We start from the raw sequence: 17422 nt of genomic DNA on the forward strand, positions 1-17422 counted from the left end.
AGGCATTTCGATTCGTGGCCCAACGTGACGGCAACAGATGGTTAACAGCCCGCCGACGCTTGGCGAATCAGCTTCACAAAAGGTCCTTTATCACGGTGGATTCAGCCCGGTTCATCGTTCCGACATTCGCCGTTCACCTGCCGTCCCTCCTGGGGCCAGGGCAAATGACGAGCGCCCGCCTAGCGTGAGACGGGTGGTTAAGCTCTCCGTCATCGTGCCGTTCTACAACGTGCAGACATACGCCCCCGACACTCTGAGAAGCCTGCGGTCCAACGCCCGCGAGGACTTCGAATTCATCCTCGTCGACGACTGTTCGACCGACGGGACCGCGGACATACTGCGCCGCGCGGAGGACGAGATTCCGGGGGTGGTCGTCAGCAGACACAAGCAGAACGGCGGGCTGGCCACCGCCCGGAACACCGGTCTGGACGCGGCCCGCGGCGAGTACCTCGCCTTCCTGGACGGCGACGACTGGCTGGCCCCTGGGTACCTCTCCGAGCTGCTGGCCCGGACCGAGGCGCTGGGCTGCGACTTCGTCCGTACCGACCATGTGCAGGTCGACGGCAGGACCCGCACGGTGCACCGCGTGCCGCACGGCCGGCGCGATGAGGTCATGGACCCGCGGGACGCGATCCTGCCCGCCGCGCGCACCACCTCGGTCGACTACCCGTACGCCTGGGCGGGCCTCTACCACCGTCGGCTCCTGGACCGCGGACTGCTGCATTTCACGGACGGTCTGCGCACCGCCGAGGACCGGCCGTGGATCTGGCGGCTGCACCGCGAGGCGGACTCCTTCGCGGTACTCGGATTTCTCGGCATTTTCTACCGGCGCGGCGTCGCCTCGTCACTGACCCAGATCGGTGACGTACGTCAGCTCGACTTCATTCGCTCATTCGATCAAGTGATACGAGAAACGGCGGAGGACCGCGATGCGCAGGCCCTTCTGCAGAAAGCGGTGCGCACCTATTGCGCAATCATTTTTCATCACATGAGCTCGATGGAGAGATTCGAACCCGCCGTGGCCCGGGCCCTGAAGTCGATGAGTGCGGCCGCACTCAAGCGGATGCCGCAGGACGTGCTGGACGACGCCCTGGACGCGATGGACGTACAGCGCGCGACCCTGCTGCGCCGGCTGCGTCGCCGCCCGGTCGCCGCGAAGGAGGTGGCGGCCGCATGAGCAGCAGCCGGACCCGTACGACGCAGATCTTCCTCGCCTCCACCCTCTACGGCGCCGCCACTCTCGCGGCCGCGCTGGACGCGGGCGTCTTCGCGGACGCCGACCGCCGCATCCTGCTCGTCTCGAACAATGCGGCGATTCCGGAGACGACACCCGCCGTCGACGCCATGCCCGGGTTCGACGCGCTGCGCGGCCGGTTCGACGACGTGGTGTCGTGGAACGAGACCATCGCCCCGTTCCACCCGAGCGGCTGGGCCCCGCGCCCGGACGACGTACCGCTGTGGGAACGTCATCTGCGCCTCGCGTGGGGACTCGGGGACGACACCGTCGAGCTCGCGATCGAGTCGATCCAGGTCAACCCGGCGATGGCGGTCGCCCAGATGTTCACCGGCGCACCGATCGATGTGTACGCGGACGGGCTGATGAGCTACGGCCCGACCAGGAACAAGATCGACCCGCTGACCGGCACCCGGGTGCGGCGGCTGCTCCACCTCGACCTCGTGCCGGGACTGAAGCCGCTGCTGCTCACGGAGTTCGGGGTCGCGCCCGAGGTCGTGCCGACCGAGGCGTTCCTCACGGTGCTCGGTGAACTGGCCGACGCCCGCGATGTGGTGGGGAGCGCGCCGTCCGTCCAGGCGCCCGCGCTGCTGCTCGGCCAGTACCTTTCCGCGCTGGGGCTGATCAGCGCGGCGGAGGAGGAGAAGCTGCATCTGCGCATGATGCGCGGGGCGGTCGAACTCGGCCACACGCGGCTGGTGTTCAAGCCACACCCGACGGCGCCGGCGCAGTGGTCGCGGGCAATGGAGGCGGAAGCGGAGAAGCTCGGCGCGGAGCTGACCGTGCTGGACTCGGGGGTGCTGACCGCGCCGGTGCTGGCCGAGGTGCTGTACCAGCGGATGCGGCCGGCGCTGGTCGTCGGCTGCTTCTCGACCGCGCTGCTCACGGCGTCCGCGTTCTACGGTCTGCCGGTCGCCCGGGTCGGTACGGAGATGCTGCTGGACCGGCTGACACCATTCGAGAACAGCAACCGGGTTCCGGTGACGCTGGTGGACGCCCTGGTTCCGGACCTCGGCGACCGGCAGGCGGTCACAGCGGCGGAGGCGGTGGCACCGGTCGAGCTGAACGAGCTGGTCACCGCGGTCGGCTTCACGATGCAGCCGAAGATCTATCCGGAGCTGCGGCCGGCCGCGGAGCGGTATCTCTCCACCCGTCTCACGGCGACGACCTGGCGCTACTTCAAGCGCAAGCGGCTCACCTCGCTGGGGCTGCCGGGTGGAGTGCCCGCGCAGTTCGCGTTCCTGCCGAAGAACGCCGCGGTGCGCAGGGTTGCGCGGCGGGCGAAGTCGCTGCGGCGGGTTGTGCTCCGGTAGACCGGGGCCGGGCGATCCGGTAGCGGTTCCGTCCTCCGTCGCCGGACGGGCGTGATCCGCGTGCCGGTCCCGCGCGCTTCGAGCCTGCCCGGCGACGGAGGGCAGAGGAGGGGGCGGGGTGCCTGATCGGCGCCCCGCCCCCCTTCGTCGTGCCGTCAGATACGCACGCCGCCCTGGATCACCCGGAGGTCCGCGGCGTTCGCCTCGGTGACCTTCCAGAGTTCCTGCTGTCTGCCGTGCACATCGGCGACCGTCGCCGCGTGGTCGTCCAGCAGGCCGGCCGCCCGCTCCACGAGCCGCGCCCCGAGGTGCCGGTCGTGGACGGAGATGCCCCACTCCGGCCGGTCGATGTCGGACAGGAAGTACGCCATCTTCGGGTGCGAAATGAGGCTGATGATCGGCGTACCGCAGCCGAACGGGATCATGCCGGCGTGCCCGCGCATCCCGATGACCAGCTTGGTCCGGGCGTACGTGGACCGGATCTCATGGTTCTCGAAGTCGTACATCGGGATCACCGGCAGTGAGACGCCGTGCTCGCGCCGCAGGTCGAACGCGATCCGCTCGTCGTCCAGCGAGTGCGCCACACACTTCACCTCGGCGCGCTTGCCGAGTTCCTTCACCGCGGTGGCCATCTCGGCGAGGAAGTGCGCGTAGTCGTGGCCGAAGCGGAGCCCGGACCGGTCGTACGCGGCGTTGATCAGCACGGTGTTCTCGCGCTGTACGGGGTCGGTCCAGCCGCTGACCAGCTGCCGGGTGACCGTGGTCGGGCAGGGCTGAAAGCGGACCTTGTCGTGCAGCGACGACGGCAGGAGCTCACGGACCTTCTCGATGGAGCCGTGGTTGCGCAGCCCGAAGAACGAGGCGCGTTCCACCAGCTTCCGCAGGGAGGAGAGGAACCGGTCCCGGCCATGGCCGTACGTCTGGCCGTCGAAGGCGTTGAACCCGACGGCGTACACCATGACGGGTACGTCGATCCGCTCCAGCAGCTCGTCGGGGACGTTCCACTGCCAGCCGCTGTTGCCGTTCGGCGCGGTGTCCGGGATGAAGAGGCCGCCGCCGCCGATGACCAGTCCGCGCCGGGCGTTGACCCGTTCCAGCGCGGCCTCGTCGAAGAGGCGGTGGGCGTGGACCGAGTGCCAGCGGGCCGGGCCGGTGTCCTGGCCGAACGCCAGCCGGACGCTCTCCGGGAGCAGCTTGTCCCCGGCGTTGCCCTGCCGCTCCATGTAGAAGGCGACATGCGCGAGCTGTTCGGCGGCCGGTCCCTCCGCGGGGGTGGGCAGGTCCTTGGTGCGCTTGTACATCAGCCGGTTCGCCCGGTGGGTCGGGTCGACGCCGAGCCCTTCGAGTGCGTACGCCGCCGCCGTGGCGTCGTCGCCGTGGATCCAGGCGATCTGGGCGAGCCGTGCGAAGGAGGTCGCGGCCCGGTTCGGGGCGGCGGTGGCGAGGAGGAGCTGGGCGCGGGCCTCCTCGTAACGGGAGACGCTCATCAGCGCGTGGCCGAGCACCTCGTGCGGCCAGGCGTTGTCGACGGGTATCCGGACACCGCCGAGCAGGTCGGCCGCCTCCTGGTACTCACCGGCGGCGATGCGCGCGGCGGCAACCCGGCGGGCGCTCTCCGGGTCGCCGGTGCGGCGGACGTGCGGGGTCCCGTAGTGCACCAGCAGGTCGTGGTGCTTGGTGCCGGGCAGCGCGAGGTAAGCGGCGTGGAACTCGGCGTCGGGCAGCTCGAAATCGCGCCAGCGGTCCTCGGCCAGGCCGTAGCCGGCCTCGCCGCCCTGCCAGGGCTTGTGCCGCCCGGTGAAGTGCAGGATCGCGGTGGTGTCGGGCAACGGCAGGTCGCCGGAGAGCCGCCGCTTGACGAAGTTGTAGCGGGCGTCGAGCTGCACGAAGTCGCCGTCGAGGACAGCGTTCAGGATGCCCTGGTCGTGCTTGTCGAGCTCGTACGTGCCCGCGCGGCCGACCTCGTCGATCTTCGCGCAGAACTCGTCGCTCAGGTACTCGCGCTGGATGACCAGCAGCCCGCTGTTGAGCTTGTGCTGCCCGTAGAAGAACTGCGGCACGGCGGCCAGGCCGTCGCGCAGCTTGAGCAGTTCGCCGAGATCGCCGAGGACCACCATGTCGGTGTCCAGGGTGATCACGGTGTCGTAGTCGCGCACGCGGAACACGTCGAGGATGAAGTACGCCTTGCGGACCAGGTAGTTGTCCTGGTCGCCCTTGGCGTACGAGTCGTAGTGCTCGGCGTCCACCCGGCGGAAATCGATGCGCGGGTGCAGCGCCCGGATCTGGGCGACGGAGGCGGGGCGCAGTCCGTCGTGCAGGACGAGGAAGTCCTCACAGACGCCGGGGTTGGACAGGGCGAGGCTGCGCAGCAGGGCCAGGAAGCCGGGCAGGTAGTTCTCGTCCACGAAGCTCGCGAAGGCGACGCGGCGCTTGCCGGTGAGCGCGTTCGCGGGGGCGGGTGTCCGGGGCGCGGGCACGGGTGCGTGCGCGGTGGTCGCGGTGGGCGTCGTCATCGCAGGCTGATCCTCATATCGGTGACGCTCTGGGCGCGTTCCATGACCCACGCCTTTTCGCTGGTGTACTCGTGCACGGAGGTGATGGGCATCTTCATCGCGGCGGGCAGGCGGTAGGCGCCGCTCTCGTAGAAGTCGAAGCCGATCAGGTCGAGCTGCGAGCTGACGTCCAGGTAGTCCAGCAGCCACAGCATGTTGAAGCCACTGGTGGGGATCGCCGGCCAGACGTCGGTGCCGACCTTGCCGATGTCGCGCAGCGGCCAGCGCAGCGATTCGTCGCCGAGGTACTTCTGGGCGCCGGGTACGAGCCGGTTGCGCAGCGAGTACTTCCAGTCGCCGGAGAGCCCCCCGAAGACCAGCCGGGTGTGGACCTTCCGGTCCCAGTTGAAGCCGTGCTTGTGGATGGTGGCGTGGATGTCGGTGCGCTTGCCGGTCGCCGACGGGTCGATCCGGTACGAGTTGAAGCGGACGACCAGGTCGTACGCGTCGATCTCTGCGCCCATCGAACTGCTGCCGACGCGCTGCGAGTTGGCGATCAGACAGATCGACTTGCCCGCTATCCGGTTACGGAACTCGCCGAGCGTGGTCCATTCGACGTCGCCGAAGGTGGGGTCACCGATCGGGCCGCGCATCCGGGTCCGGCGCTGCTCGGCGTAGAGCGCGATCAGGTCGGTGAGAAGGGCGAGGTCGGTGGGGCTGGTGGGACTGCCGGCGCCGCTGCCCGCCAGCCCGCCGGCTTCCCTCGCGAGGCCCAGGTACTGGGACGCGGCCTCCTGGATCTCCGGCACCGGGGCTCCGGCCCGGTCCTGGGTGAGCAGCGCGCCGATCAGCCGGGGCCGGGCCGCGCGCCAGTCGCCGCGCGCCTGCAGCTCCAGGCCTTCGGCCCAGGACTCGGTGACGGACCGGCCGGTGAACTCGCCGGCTTCCGGGCAGTCGCGCTCCAGCTTCCGCAGGAGCTCGTCCTGGCGCTCGGCGCCGGCCCGCAGGCCGGCGATCTTCGCCGCCACACCGAAGCCGTCCTCGTCGGTGAGCCCGAGGTAGCGCTCGTACGCCTCGACCGCGGCGTTCTCCGCACCCATCGCCTCCAGCGTCCGGGCCCGCAGCCGCCAGCCGGCGCGGGAGCGCCTGCGCTGGGTGAGCACGGTGTCCGTGATGAGGATCGCGAGCCTCAGCTCGTCCTCGTAACCGCAGTCCAGCGCCTTGTTGCCGACCGCGAGCAGCGGGTCGAGCAGTGCGTCGCCGAGCACGAGCGAGGATCCTGTCCCACCCTTGCCCGGGCGCCGCAGCAGCGGGAGCGGGGAGGCGGCGGCGGTCGTCTGCTCCATGGTGGCGTGGGTGGCCAGCAGGTTCCGCAGCGCCTCCGCAAGCGCCGTACGCCGCCGGTCGAGCCCGGCGACCAGCTTCCCGCTGTGCGCGGCACAGGCGCGCAGGCAGGTCTCCAGTTCCGTCGGGAGGACGGTGGCGAGGTGGGACGTCCCGCCTTCGGGCGGGGCCGAGTCCTCCGCGTCACGTTGCCGTGGCCAGCGGGTGCGGGCTTTCGTCATGGCGCTCCAAGCGTCTGGTGCCCGTGGGGGGAAGGGGGCGTGAGAAGGGGTCGGATGTTCGGCAGCCGTGTGAGGTTCCGTAGCACGCTAAGAAACCTGAACGGCCATGAGATGAACTCGCCCTGTCAGCACGGGAAACTGCTCCCTTCCCGCCCGTTCCGGAGCCATCGGCGCCCTAGCCTGACTCTGCGCCGCTGTTGGAAGGGACGTCAGTGACCATCACTCCGAAGATGCCGGGCAGGACGATCGAGCGGGCTTCCACGGCCCGCGCGCAGGTGGGGCCACGGTCACCACAGGCGCGCCCCGCACCCCGGCTGCGGGCCCTCGACGGACTGCGGCTGGTCGCCGCGCTGATGGTCGCGGCGTACCACTACGGGGGCCGGGGCGGTGAGATCACCACGGCGTGGGGAGTCTCCGCCGCCTCCCTGTTCCCGTCCGCCCACACGTGGTTCGCCTACGGCTGTCTCGGTGTCCAGATCTTCTTCGTCATCAGCGGTTTCGTGATCTGCATGAGCGGCTGGGGCCGTTCGCTCGCGTCGTTCTTCGCTTCGAGGGCGGCCAGGCTGCTGCCCGCGTACTGGGCGTCGGTCGTCCTCGTGACCCTGGTCTTCGCGCTGCCGACGGTGGCGTACAAGGCGGTCTCGCCCAGCGACGCGCTGGTCAACCTGACGCTGCTGCAGCAGCCGCTGGGCGTGGACCGGGTGCTGGGCGTGTGCTGGACGCTGTGGGCGGAGATCCGGTTCTACGCCCTGTTCGCCGTGTGCGTCGTCCTGCCGGGGGCCAACCGGCGACGAATCGTCCTGTTCTGCGCCGCGTGGACGCTGGCAGCGGCGCTCGGCAAGGCATCCGGCGAGCCGCTGCTCGACGTGGTCCTGATGCCGGCGTACGCCCCGTTCTTCATAGGCGGCATCGGGCTCTACCTGGTCCACCGCAACCGGCGGGACGCCACGGCCTGGGGCATCGTCGGCGTCAGCTGGCTGCTCGGCCAGCACTCCGCGGTGGCCGATCTGTGGCACCCGGCGGGCACGCACGCCTTCTCGTACCGGTCGTCACTGGTCATCATCGCGATCGTGACCGCCGGTTTCGCCGCGGTCGCCGCCATCGCGCTGGGCGCCCTGGCCCGCTTCGACCACCGGTGGCTGACCGTCGCGGGAGCTCTGACGTACCCCTTCTACCTGGTCCATGAGCATCTGGGCTGGGTGGCGGTGAACACGCTCCATCAGCGCCTCGGTGTCCCCGCGTGGGCGACGGCGGTTCTCACGGTGGTGCTGATGCTGGCGCTGGCCTGGCTGCTGCACCGGTACGTGGAGCGGTGGCTCACACCGCGACTGCGCAGATCACTGACGAGCGGTGCGGACCGCCCCGCCTGACCACCACTCAGCGCACCGGTGAACCGGCGGCCGCCCGTCCGCCTCACACGCTGCTGAGCGAGAGCTTCGCCGCGAACCCGAGGAACAGCACACCCGCCGCCGAAGTGGCCCCGGCCGACAGCCGCTTGCGGCGGCGGAACACGGCGGACAGCCGGGTGCCGCCGAATATCAGCGCCGACAGGTAGAGGAAGCTCGCGATCTGCAGCAGCGTCCCCAGCAGCAGGAAGGACAGTGCGGGATAGGCGTACCCGGGGTCGACGAACTGCACGAAGAAGGAGATCAGGAACAGGATCGCCTTCGGGTTGAAGAGGCTCACCACCAGCGCCCGCCGGTACGGCCGCTCCACCGCCCCGGCCACCGCCTCCGTCCCGCCCGGTCCGGCGGCCTCGTCCGTCAGCTCGGCGATCTGCCGGTGCCGCTCGCGCCACATGGACGCCGCGGCCCGCAGCATGCCGATCGCCAGCCAGGTCAGATAGCCCGCGCCCGCGTACTTGACGACGGCGAAGAGCACCGGCGTCGTCTGCAGCAGGGAGGCGGCGCCGAGCGCGGACAGCGTCATCAGCACGGTGTCACCGGTCCACACACCGGCAGCCGCCACATACCCGGTCCGCACACCGCGCCGGGCGGCGACGGACAGCACGTACAGCGAATTCGGCCCCGGCAGAAGAACGATCAGCACCAGGCCGGCGAGATAGGTCGGAAGATCGGTGACACCCAGCATGAACAGGAGTGTCGCACGGGGGTACGACACTCCGTTCAGGTGTCTCGGCAGACGGTACGGGGCTCAGAGGCTGTCGGGCTGCCTCTGATCGGGCGGTCGAAGGTAGCCCGGCAGCCTCTCGGTCTCAGCCTTCGTCGTTGAGCAGGCGGGAGTCATCCGTGCAGCCGGACCCCCGCTCAGAACGCGTCCGTCGGCACGTACGTCCCCCACACCTCCCGCAGTGCGTTGCAGACTTCGCCGACCGTCGCCCGCGCCGCCAGCGCGTCCTTCATCGGGTAGAGGACGTTGTCCGTCCCCTCGGCCGCCTTCTTCAGCCGTCCCAGCGCCTCGTCCACGGCGTCCTGGTCCCGTTCGGCGCGGAGCTTCGTCAGCCGGGCCGCCTGCTGGGCCTCGATCGCCGGGTCGACGCGGAGCGGCTCGTACGGCTCCTCCTCCTCGAGCTGGAAGCGGTTGACGCCGACGACGACGCGCTCCCCGCTGTCCGTCTCCAGGGCGATGCGGTAGGCGCTGCGTTCGATCTCGTTCTTCTGGAAGCCCCGCTCGATGGCGTCGACCGCGCCGCCCATGTCCTCGACCTTGCCCATGAGGTCAGCGGCCGCAGTTTCGACGGCATCCGTCATCTTCTCGACAACGTACGAACCCGCGAACGGGTCGACCGTGGCGGTGACGTCCGTTTCGTACGCCAGGACCTGCTGGGTACGGAGCGCGAGCCGGGCGGACCTGTCGGTCGGCAGGGCGATCGCCTCGTCGAACGCGTTGGTGTGCAGCGACTGCGTGCCGCCGAGGACCGCGCCGAGCCCCTGGACCGCGACGCGCACCAGGTTGACCTCGGGCTGCTGCGCGGTGAGCTGGACGCCCGCGGTCTGGGTGTGGAAGCGGAGCATCATCGACTTGGGGCTCGATGCGCCGAACTCCTCCTTCATCACCCGGGCCCAGATCCGGCGGGCGGCCCGGAACTTGGCGACCTCTTCGAGAATGGTCGTACGGGCGACGAAGAAGAAGGAGAGACGCGGGGCGAAGTCGTCGACGTCCATGCCGGCCGCGACGGCGGTACGGACGTACTCGATGCCGTCCGCGAGGGTGAACGCGATCTCCTGCGCGGGCGAGGCTCCGGCCTCCGCCATGTGGTAGCCGGAGATCGAGATGGTGTTCCACTTCGGGATCTCGGCCCTGCAGTACTTGAAGATGTCGGCGATCAGCCGCAGCGAGGGTTTGGGCGGGAAGATGTACGTGCCGCGGGCGATGTACTCCTTGAGGACGTCGTTCTGGATGGTGCCGGTCAGCTTGTCCGCCGGGACGCCCTGCTCCTCGCCGACCAGCTGGTAGAGAAGGAGCAGCAGGGCTGCGGGGGCGTTGATCGTCATGGACGTGGAGACCTTGTCCAGCGGGATCCCGCCGAACAGCACCCGCATGTCGTCGATCGAGTCGATCGCCACTCCGACCTTGCCGACCTCGCCGGACGCGATCGGCGCATCGGAGTCGTGACCCATCTGGGTGGGCAGGTCGAAGGCGACGGAGAGACCCATCGTGCCGTTGGCGATCAGCTGCTTGTAGCGGGCGTTGGACTCGGAGGCCGTGCCGAAGCCGGCGTACTGCCGCATCGTCCACGGCCGGCCGGTGTACATCGTGGGGTACACGCCGCGCGTGAAGGGGTAGGCACCGGGCTCTCCCAGTTTGTCGTCGGCGTCCCACCCGTCGAGTGCGTCCGGCCCGTACACCGGCTCGATGGGCAGTCCCGACTCGGACTCGCGCGTCATCTGCTGTGCCTCCCACTGAAGCTACTAACTGGTAACCAACGATCCTCGCGACGGACTGTAGCGGCGGCCGCGCGACCGGTGGAGGGGCACCGGCTGGGACCTTGCTCACAGGGTGCGTCCTACGGCCTTCGCCACCGCACTCACCATCATGCGCGGGCTTTGGCAACCGGGCAGAGCGGGAATCCGTCCCGAGAGACAACGAAGGAATCAGGGGGCCGAGGATGATGCGGATACACAGAACCCGGCACGGCGGAGGAACGGCACACCGGGCAGGCGCTACGGCGGTGACCGCCGTCACCGTCCTGACGCTGGCCGCCACGACCGCGGGCTGCCAGGCGCATGCCTCCGGCGGTTCCGCGGCGAAGCCCTCCTCCCCGCCGAAGACCTCCGCCCCGGCGACCGACGACGCCAAGCCCCCCGCGACCCCCTCGCCGTCGACCGCCGCGCCCTCGCCGTCGGCGCCCGCCGCACCGAAGCCGGCTCCGCAGGGCAGGACGCTGATGGCGACCGGCTCCGCGGGCAAGCAGGTACGGGAGCTGCAGGCCCGGCTCCGTCAGATCGGCCACTTCGACCGCAGCCCGACGGGCTACTACGGGACGCTCACCGTCGCCGCCGTGCAGTCCTTCCAGGGCAAACGCAGTCTGTCCCGTACCGGCCGAACGGACACCGTCACCTGGCAGAAGCTGGTCGCCATGACGCGGAAGCCGACGGCCGCCGAGCTGAACCCGCCGGCCTCCCGGCCCGCCGCCAGGCTGGATAAGCGCTGCATGACCGGGCGGGTGCTCTGCATCAGCAAGAACAGCCGGACCCTGTCGTGGATGATCGACGGCCGGGTCGTCTCCTCGATGGATGTGCGGTTCGGCTCGCAGTACACGCCGACCCGCGAAGGCACCTTCTCCATCTACTGGAAGTCCCGGCACCACGTGTCGACGATCTACCACACGGCCATGCCGTACGCGATGTTCTTCAGCGGCGGTCAGGCGGTGCACTACTCGGCGGACTTCGCGGCCCGCGGCTACACCGGCGCGTCGCACGGCTGCGTGAACGTCCGGGGCGAGGGAAAGATCGCCGCCCTCTTCGACCAGGTGCGCAACGGCGACAAGGTCGTCATCTACTGGTGAGCGGAGGCGAGGAAAGGGGGCGCGGGCGGGACCGGGGGAACGTGTCCCGCCCGCGCCAGGTGCGCTGAGCCGAAGGTACGGGGGGAACCCCGGCTCTGTGCGCTGCCGATGACCAGTCGGCTCACTCTGTACTGCGTCGACGAGCCGAAAAGTGTCACACCCGGTGCCGGCGGAGCAGCCGGAACGGCTCAGCCGTCGACCGAGACGGCCGGAGCCGTGGCCGCCGGGGAGGTGACAGCGGTCGGGGACGCCGGGGTCGGCGGTGTCGGCGGTGTCGGGGTACCGGGCGCGAACCAGAGCGACTGGAGCGCCTTCGCACTGCCGTCGGCCCGGTCCGCCGCGTCTGCGTCGGCACCGTTCCGCTCGTCGGCGCCGCTCTTACCCTGCTCCTGATCGCCCTCGTCACCGGCCTTGTCGAACATCCGCTGACAGAACCGGTCCAGGTTGGCGGCGCCGTCGGCCAGCTTTTCGAGGCGGCGCCTGCGGGCGTCGTCGAGCTTGTCGTCGCGGTAGTCGCGGCACGCCTTGAGGGTCTGGGCGAACGAGACACCCGACGTGTCGTCCTGGCCGCCGCCGGGCGTGCCCTTGCTGTCGGTCTCGTCCGGGGAACGGGGTGCGGCGCTCCCGCCGTTGCGGGCGTCGCTCCCGTCCGGCTTTCCGACCGGGCCGGACGTGCCCTCCCGTTCGTCCTCGCCCTGGTGGGTTCCACGGGAAGAATCCGGAGACGGGTTCACGTCCGGCGATCCCGACGGCGGGGCGGTCGTCCTGCCGGACGCGTCCCCGGAGCCCAGTTCCTCCGGAAACGCGGACGCCGATACCGAGGAGGCCGGCAGCGGGTTGGCGTGTTTGCCGAACGGCCCGGGAAGCACGCCCGCACCTGCCGCGACCGCCACCCCACCGAGCGCGCAGCCGGCGAGGGAGGCGGCAAGACCGAAACGGACGGGACGGCTCCAGCGCGGTGCACGCGTACGGCCGCCCCGGGAGGCCGAAGGACCGATGTGTACCGGTCCCAGCGTCTTTGGCCCGCTGTCCTTCGCGGCGGGTCCCGCCGACCAGACGTCCGCCGATGCCGTCGCCCGCGTCCCTGCGCGCCGGACCGTCCGGAACGCGGCCAGCGCGGCGGCCTCTCCCGGCAGTTCACCGGCGGCCGGGCGGGCGCTGCGGGCAGCCGCGCCCAGCGCGGCCGCGAGCCGTTCGGCGTCGGCGCGCGCATGGCCCTCGCCGGGATCGACCGGTTCGCCGCGGAGCAGTCGCTCCGCCGCGTCCCTGTCAAGCCATGCGTCCTGCTCGTCGGCCATCACATGTCCCTCTGCGTCCACGGACGCGAATCCGTCACACCGGCAGACGCCGCCGGACCGGTCCGGGAAAGGCGCTGCGCGGGTACGGCGCCGAGTTCCGCCGCATGACCTGCCGCGCTCCCGTGCGGCAGAAATCCCCGCGACGCGTCCTCCTCGCCACCGTCGTCGTCGCTGTCCGCGCGAAGCAGCTCCGTCAGCCGTTTCAGTCCGCGGTGTGCGGCGGTGCGTACCGCTCCCGGCCGCTTGCCCAGCGTCTGCGCCGCGCTCTTCGCATCCAGGCCGACCACCACGCGCAGCACGACGGCCTCGGCCTGATCCTGCGGCAGTTGGGCGATGAGGGACATGGTACGACCGGTGGCCAGGGCCTCGATCGCCTCGTCGGCGGTGTCGGACTCGGCCGGTTTCTCCGACAGTTCGGTCTCGTCGCCGCCGATCGTGGGGCGCCTGCCGCGCATTCGCAGATGGTCGAGAGCCCGGTTACGGGCAATCCGCGCCGCCCAGCCGCGGAACCGGTCGGCGTCTCCGCTGAACCGGTCGAGGTCGCGCGCTATCTGCAGCCAGGACTCGGACGCCACGTCCTCGGCGTCCGGCTCCCCCACCAGCGTTCGTATGTAGCCCAGCAGCCGCGGCTGCACAGCGCGATACACAGAACGGAAGGCGTCCTCGTCCCCGTCCTGTGCCGCGAGCACCGCGGCAGTCAGCTCCGCGTCGTCCCCCAGCACTCCCTCAACCCGCCCTGCTGTCCTGAATCGCAGCTGGTCACCACTACCCGCGCCACCCTGCGCGACTCAGCACGCTACGTCCTTCGCAGGGGCCGCGTCCATGAATTGCACAACCCGCAACGTCCTCGGACACAGTGAGGTGTGACAGAAAACGCACTCACGACGCTGAGAAGAGTACGGGGTCGTCCTGCGGCCCCGCGGAAGACGACCGGGGCCTCTCCTGTGGGGGGTGGCGGCCCCGGTCGTCCTCCGTTCTTCCCGGGAATCCCCCGAGGCCGCCCGGTGTGCGCCGCCCGCTCAGCCCGCCTTGTCGATCGTCGCGGCCAGCGCCTGGAACTGACCCCAGCTCAGCGTCGGTCTCCTCGGGTCCCACAGCTTCTGGGCGGTGGCCCGCAATGGCATCCGGATCCCTGCCGCCACCTGCGCCGGGGTCCGCGCCTGCGGCAGGTCGCCCCAGACCGCGAACCGGCCGCCCAGGATCTGCTTCGAGTAGCGGGCCGCTACCGGCTGCGTGCCCCGCAGGACGAGCGGGGTCCACTGTTCGTAGATCCGCTTCCCGGTCGGGTAGACGAACGCATTGGGCTGACCGAGCACGTAATAGAGGAACTCGTCGTTGAGGTTCACCACACGTCGGCCCTCGCTCAGATACTCCTCCGGCGGCCGGGCCCCGTACTCCTTGCCCGTCCAGTACTCGACCTCGATGTTCTTGTCGGCCTGGACGACTCCGCCGCGGAAGAAGCCGTCGTTCCAGGCCTTGGGCTGCTGCCCGTGCGGGCGCACCACCGCCGCGCGGTCGTTGAGCCAGCCGGTGGCGAGGTCCTTGATCCCGGCCGCCGGTCCGTACTTCTGCTGGGCGGCGCGTTGGAGCTGCGGGTACGAGGCGGCCGGGTCCTTCACCATCAGCGCGCGGTACTCGTCCCCGCCCAGGTGCCAGTACGCACCGCCGAAGAGCTCCGCGAACTCGCCGATCAGCTGGTCGATGAGTTTCGCCGCGCCCGGATCGGAGATGTCGAGCGATCCGATCGAGCGCACGCCCGCCGTGTTGCGCAGCTGGAGGTCCGGATGGGCGCGCAGGACGGCGCCCAGATGGCCCGGGGAGTCGATCTCGGGGACCACGTCGATGTGCAGCCGGCCCGCGAGGGCGAGGATCTGACGGACCTCCGCCTTGGTGAGGTGCTGGGGCGACACGACCTCGGGGTGGGTGTCGGACTGGATCCGGAACGCCTGGTCGTCGGAGAAGTGCAGGCCGAGCTGGTTGAGCTTGAGGTCGGCCATGTCGCGCAGCCGGTCCTCGATCCAGCCGACGGTGTAGTACTTGCGCGCGATGTCGAGGTTGAGTCCGCGCTGCGGCCGTTCGGGGCGGTCGCGCACCTCGCCCTCGGGCATCGTGCCGTCGGCGCGCAGCGACTGCTTCAGCGTGCGGGTTCCGTAGAAGACACCCGCCTGGTCGGGGCCGGTGATGACGACCCGCCGGTCGTGGGTCTTCAGGGTGTAAGACTCGGGGGCGCCGTCACCGGGGGCGCCGAGGGCCAGCTCGACATCGCCCGCTCGGGCCGGGACGGCGCCCCGGTAACGGATCTTCAGCTCCTTCGCGAGCAGCTGCGCCTCGTCCGCGAGCGGTCCGCTGCCCCCGGCGATCACGACGCTGCTGGTTGGGCCCGGCCGCCAGCCGGGGCCGCGGGCGGCGATGTGCTCGCGTACGGCGGGGATGGTCCGGGGCGCCGTGGAGAGCGGGTAACTGCGGGTCGGCGAGGGGGTGAGGGAGGCGTGCGAGGAGACGCCGGCCACGGACGCCTCCCCCGGGCGTCCGGTGTCCGCACCTTCCGGCCAGACGACGACGGTGATCGTCACGGCGGCTGCCGCGACGAGGGCCGCACCGGTCGCGAGGGCTCCGCGTGAGGGTGACATCGGTCAGAAACCTCCGGTTGTGGCGGGTAAAAGGGAAAAAGTAAGGAGATAACCGGGCATTCTCCTCGAAGAATCGTCCATCAGACGTGCCGAAACTCTCCCTTCCGGGTGAAATTCGCGCATCCGTCGCACAGCCGTCGCCTGGCCCCGATAGCGTTGGGGCACATTCGTCCCTCCCTTCACCCTGCGTCTCCCTGGTTTCCGATCCCCCTCACCACACCAGGCCCACAGAGATGCCGATGTTTCGAGGAGTCCCACGCTGTCCAGGCCCAGCGAGTCCCACGCCGGCCTCCCGGAACCACCGCGGCGGCGGGTCGGCCCGCCCGCGCTCCCCGCCCAGAACTGCGGCCCGCCCCCGGCCTGCGTCAGTGCCCGCCTCCTCGGCCTCGACCGGTTCAACACCGCACCCACCGCCGACGCCGAAGCCGCGCTGCTCGGCTGCTGCGGCAGTCCCCGCTGGGCACAGCGGCTGGCCGCTCACCGCCCGTACCCCGATCTGGACGCCCTCCTCGCCGCCGCAGACGAGGCGGGGTACGACATGGCGCCCGCGGATCTCGCCGAGGCGCTCGCCGCCGAGGTCTCCCCGGGACTGCACCACGCCGCACCGCACTCCGCGCATCTCGCGCTGAGCGCCGCGCATGCCGCGTACGAGAGCCGTTTCGGCCATGTCTTCGTGATCTGCCTCGACGCCTTCCGCCCCGCCGAGCACCCGGACCAGGTGCTGGCCGGCATCCGGGCCAGGCTCGGCCACGACCCCGACGAGGAGCGGGTGGTCACGGCGGACGAGATGCGCCGGCTCGCCCGGGGCCGCATCATCGAGCTGGTGACGGGCGCCGGGCCGGCATGATCCGAACGAGAGGCCCTAGCCCGTCCGTGCCTGTTTCATTGCCACTTTGATCACACCAGAGGCCCCGGCGCGAGCGAACCGACAAACCGTCGCTACGATGGCCGGGGCCGGTGGACCGTACCCGGCCGGGTCAGACCGACAGTCAAGCCGGCCGACCCTAATCCCCGCTCCCGGAGGGTTCTTCCGTGCCGGCTGGAACGCTGTACCGCGGCCGGGAAGGCATGTGGTCGTGGGTGGCTCATCGAGTCACCGGTGTCCTCATTTTCTTCTTCCTGTTCGTACACGTCCTGGACACCGCTCTCGTCCGCGTCTCGCCCGAGGCCTACGACAACGTCGTGGCCACGTACAAGACCTGGCCTGTCGCGCTCCTCGAATACGGCCTGGTGGCCGCGATTCTCTTCCACGCGCTGAACGGTCTCCGTATCGTCGCCGTGGACTTCTGGGCCAAGGGCCCGCGCTACCAGAAGCAGATGCTCTGGTCCGCCGTGGGCATCTGGATCGTGCTGATGGTCGGGGCCCTGTACCCCGTCCTCGGCCACGCCGTACGCGCAGTCTTCGGGAGCTGAGGCCAATGTCCACCGAGTCCTCCGCGATCGGCGCCGTCGAAGGCGTCAGCCTCTACGACGTCGACCACCCTGCCCCGGTCATCGAGCCCCCGCGCAAGCGGACGGGCAAGACCCCCAAGGGTTCGCGCACCAACTTCGAGATGTACGCCTGGCTCTTCATGCGCCTGTCGGGCATCGTGCTCGTCGTCCTGGTCATCGGCCACCTGCTGATCCAGCTCGTGCTGGACGGCGGTGTCTCCAAGATCGGCTTCGCCTTCGTGGCGGGCCGCTGGGCCTCGCCGTTCTGGCAGGTCTGGGACCTGGCGATGCTGTGGCTGGCCATGCTGCACGGCGCCAACGGCCTCCGTACGGTCATCAACGACTACGCCGAACGGGACAACACCCGCTTCTGGCTGAAGATGCTGCTGTACACCGCCACGGTGTTCACCGTCCTGCTGGGCACGCTGGTGATCTTCACCTTCGACCCGAACATCCGCTAGGCGCCGGGCCAGAGGGACCAGAGGAAATC

General features: G+C 70.2%; 14 protein-coding genes. 7 read left to right on the top strand and 7 right to left on the bottom strand.

The genetic code is table 11. The features are described from left to right. The first annotated feature begins 193 nt into the window (after window positions 1-193). Both OH809_RS16910 and OH809_RS16915 read left to right on the top strand, forming a co-directional pair. Window positions 194-1177: a glycosyltransferase family 2 protein gene (locus OH809_RS16910; protein ID WP_406421599.1), complete on the top strand. Its 984-nt coding sequence runs from the start codon at window positions 194-196 to the stop codon at window positions 1175-1177. Further along, the gene (locus OH809_RS16915) at window positions 1174-2547 is read left to right on the top strand and encodes a polysialyltransferase family glycosyltransferase (protein ID WP_406421598.1); all 1374 of its coding nucleotides are present in this window, start codon (window positions 1174-1176) and stop codon (window positions 2545-2547) included. The genes OH809_RS16910 and OH809_RS16915 overlap by 4 nt, the downstream gene beginning before the upstream one ends. 155 nt (window positions 2548-2702) lie before the next feature. On the opposite strand, the gene OH809_RS16920 is transcribed toward OH809_RS16915, so the two are convergent. Beyond that, on the bottom strand, window positions 2703-5060 hold the full coding sequence (locus OH809_RS16920; RefSeq protein WP_406421597.1) for a glycosyltransferase: 2358 nt from the start codon (window positions 5058-5060) through the stop codon (window positions 2703-2705). Then, on the bottom strand, window positions 5057-6604 hold the full coding sequence (locus tag OH809_RS16925) for a hypothetical protein (protein ID WP_406421596.1): 1548 nt from the start codon (window positions 6602-6604) through the stop codon (window positions 5057-5059). The genes OH809_RS16920 and OH809_RS16925 overlap by 4 nt, the downstream gene beginning before the upstream one ends. A 230-nt stretch (window positions 6605-6834) precedes the next feature. On the opposite strand from OH809_RS16925, the gene OH809_RS16930 reads away from it, so the two are divergent. Then, the gene (locus tag OH809_RS16930) at window positions 6835-7974 is read left to right on the top strand and encodes an acyltransferase family protein (RefSeq protein ID WP_406425146.1); all 1140 of its coding nucleotides are present in this window, start codon (window positions 6835-6837) and stop codon (window positions 7972-7974) included. A 43-nt stretch (window positions 7975-8017) separates the two neighbouring features. Here OH809_RS16930 and leuE read toward each other — a convergent pair whose 3' ends face one another. Continuing rightward, complete coding sequence (gene leuE / locus OH809_RS16935; RefSeq protein ID WP_406421595.1) at window positions 8018-8695, bottom strand: leucine efflux protein LeuE; 678 nt, start codon at window positions 8693-8695, stop codon at window positions 8018-8020. 176 nt (window positions 8696-8871) lie between these two features. Next, window positions 8872-10452: a methylmalonyl-CoA mutase gene (locus OH809_RS16940; RefSeq protein WP_406421594.1), complete on the bottom strand. Its 1581-nt coding sequence runs from the start codon at window positions 10450-10452 to the stop codon at window positions 8872-8874. Window positions 10453-10673: 221 nt separating this feature from the next. Here OH809_RS16940 and OH809_RS16945 point away from each other — a divergent pair, with 221 nt between their 5' ends. Then, entirely contained in the window at window positions 10674-11573 is a 900-nt protein-coding gene (locus OH809_RS16945; protein WP_406421593.1) for a L,D-transpeptidase family protein, read from the top strand. Between the two features lie 188 nt (window positions 11574-11761). On the opposite strand, the gene OH809_RS16950 is transcribed toward OH809_RS16945, so the two are convergent. The 3 genes from OH809_RS16950 to OH809_RS16960 all read right to left on the bottom strand — a co-directional run bounded on the left by OH809_RS16950 (window position 11762) and on the right by OH809_RS16960 (window position 15501). Beyond that, window positions 11762-12892 (bottom strand): hypothetical protein, encoded by a 1131-nt coding sequence (locus tag OH809_RS16950; RefSeq protein WP_406421592.1) that lies wholly within the window; start codon window positions 12890-12892, stop codon window positions 11762-11764. Further along, the gene (locus OH809_RS16955) at window positions 12871-13593 is read right to left on the bottom strand and encodes an RNA polymerase sigma factor (protein ID WP_406421591.1); all 723 of its coding nucleotides are present in this window, start codon (window positions 13591-13593) and stop codon (window positions 12871-12873) included. The genes OH809_RS16950 and OH809_RS16955 overlap by 22 nt, the downstream gene beginning before the upstream one ends. Window positions 13594-13890: 297 nt before the next feature. Next, on the bottom strand, window positions 13891-15501 hold the full coding sequence (locus OH809_RS16960; protein ID WP_406421590.1) for a beta-N-acetylhexosaminidase: 1611 nt from the start codon (window positions 15499-15501) through the stop codon (window positions 13891-13893). 259 nt (window positions 15502-15760) lie between these two features. Here OH809_RS16960 and OH809_RS16965 point away from each other — a divergent pair, with 259 nt between their 5' ends. The 3 genes from OH809_RS16965 (at window position 15761) to OH809_RS16975 (ending at window position 17393) form a co-directional block, all read left to right on the top strand. Next, window positions 15761-16348, top strand: coding sequence for a 2-oxo-4-hydroxy-4-carboxy-5-ureidoimidazoline decarboxylase (locus tag OH809_RS16965; protein ID WP_406425144.1), 588 nt, complete (start codon window positions 15761-15763; stop codon window positions 16346-16348). Between the two features lie 185 nt (window positions 16349-16533). Beyond that, window positions 16534-16914 carry a succinate dehydrogenase, cytochrome b556 subunit gene (gene sdhC / locus OH809_RS16970; RefSeq protein WP_266982339.1) on the top strand — a complete coding sequence of 127 codons (381 nt, stop codon included), beginning with the start codon at window positions 16534-16536 and terminating at the stop codon, window positions 16912-16914. Window positions 16915-16919: 5 nt separating this feature from the next. After that, on the top strand, window positions 16920-17393 hold the full coding sequence (locus tag OH809_RS16975) for a succinate dehydrogenase hydrophobic membrane anchor subunit (RefSeq protein ID WP_327244726.1): 474 nt from the start codon (window positions 16920-16922) through the stop codon (window positions 17391-17393). The last annotated feature ends 29 nt before the right edge of the window (window positions 17394-17422 follow it).

Origin of the sequence: Streptomyces sp. NBC_00873, from assembly GCF_045207415.1 — a bacterium.
GTDB lineage: Bacteria > Actinomycetota > Actinomycetes > Streptomycetales > Streptomycetaceae > Streptomyces.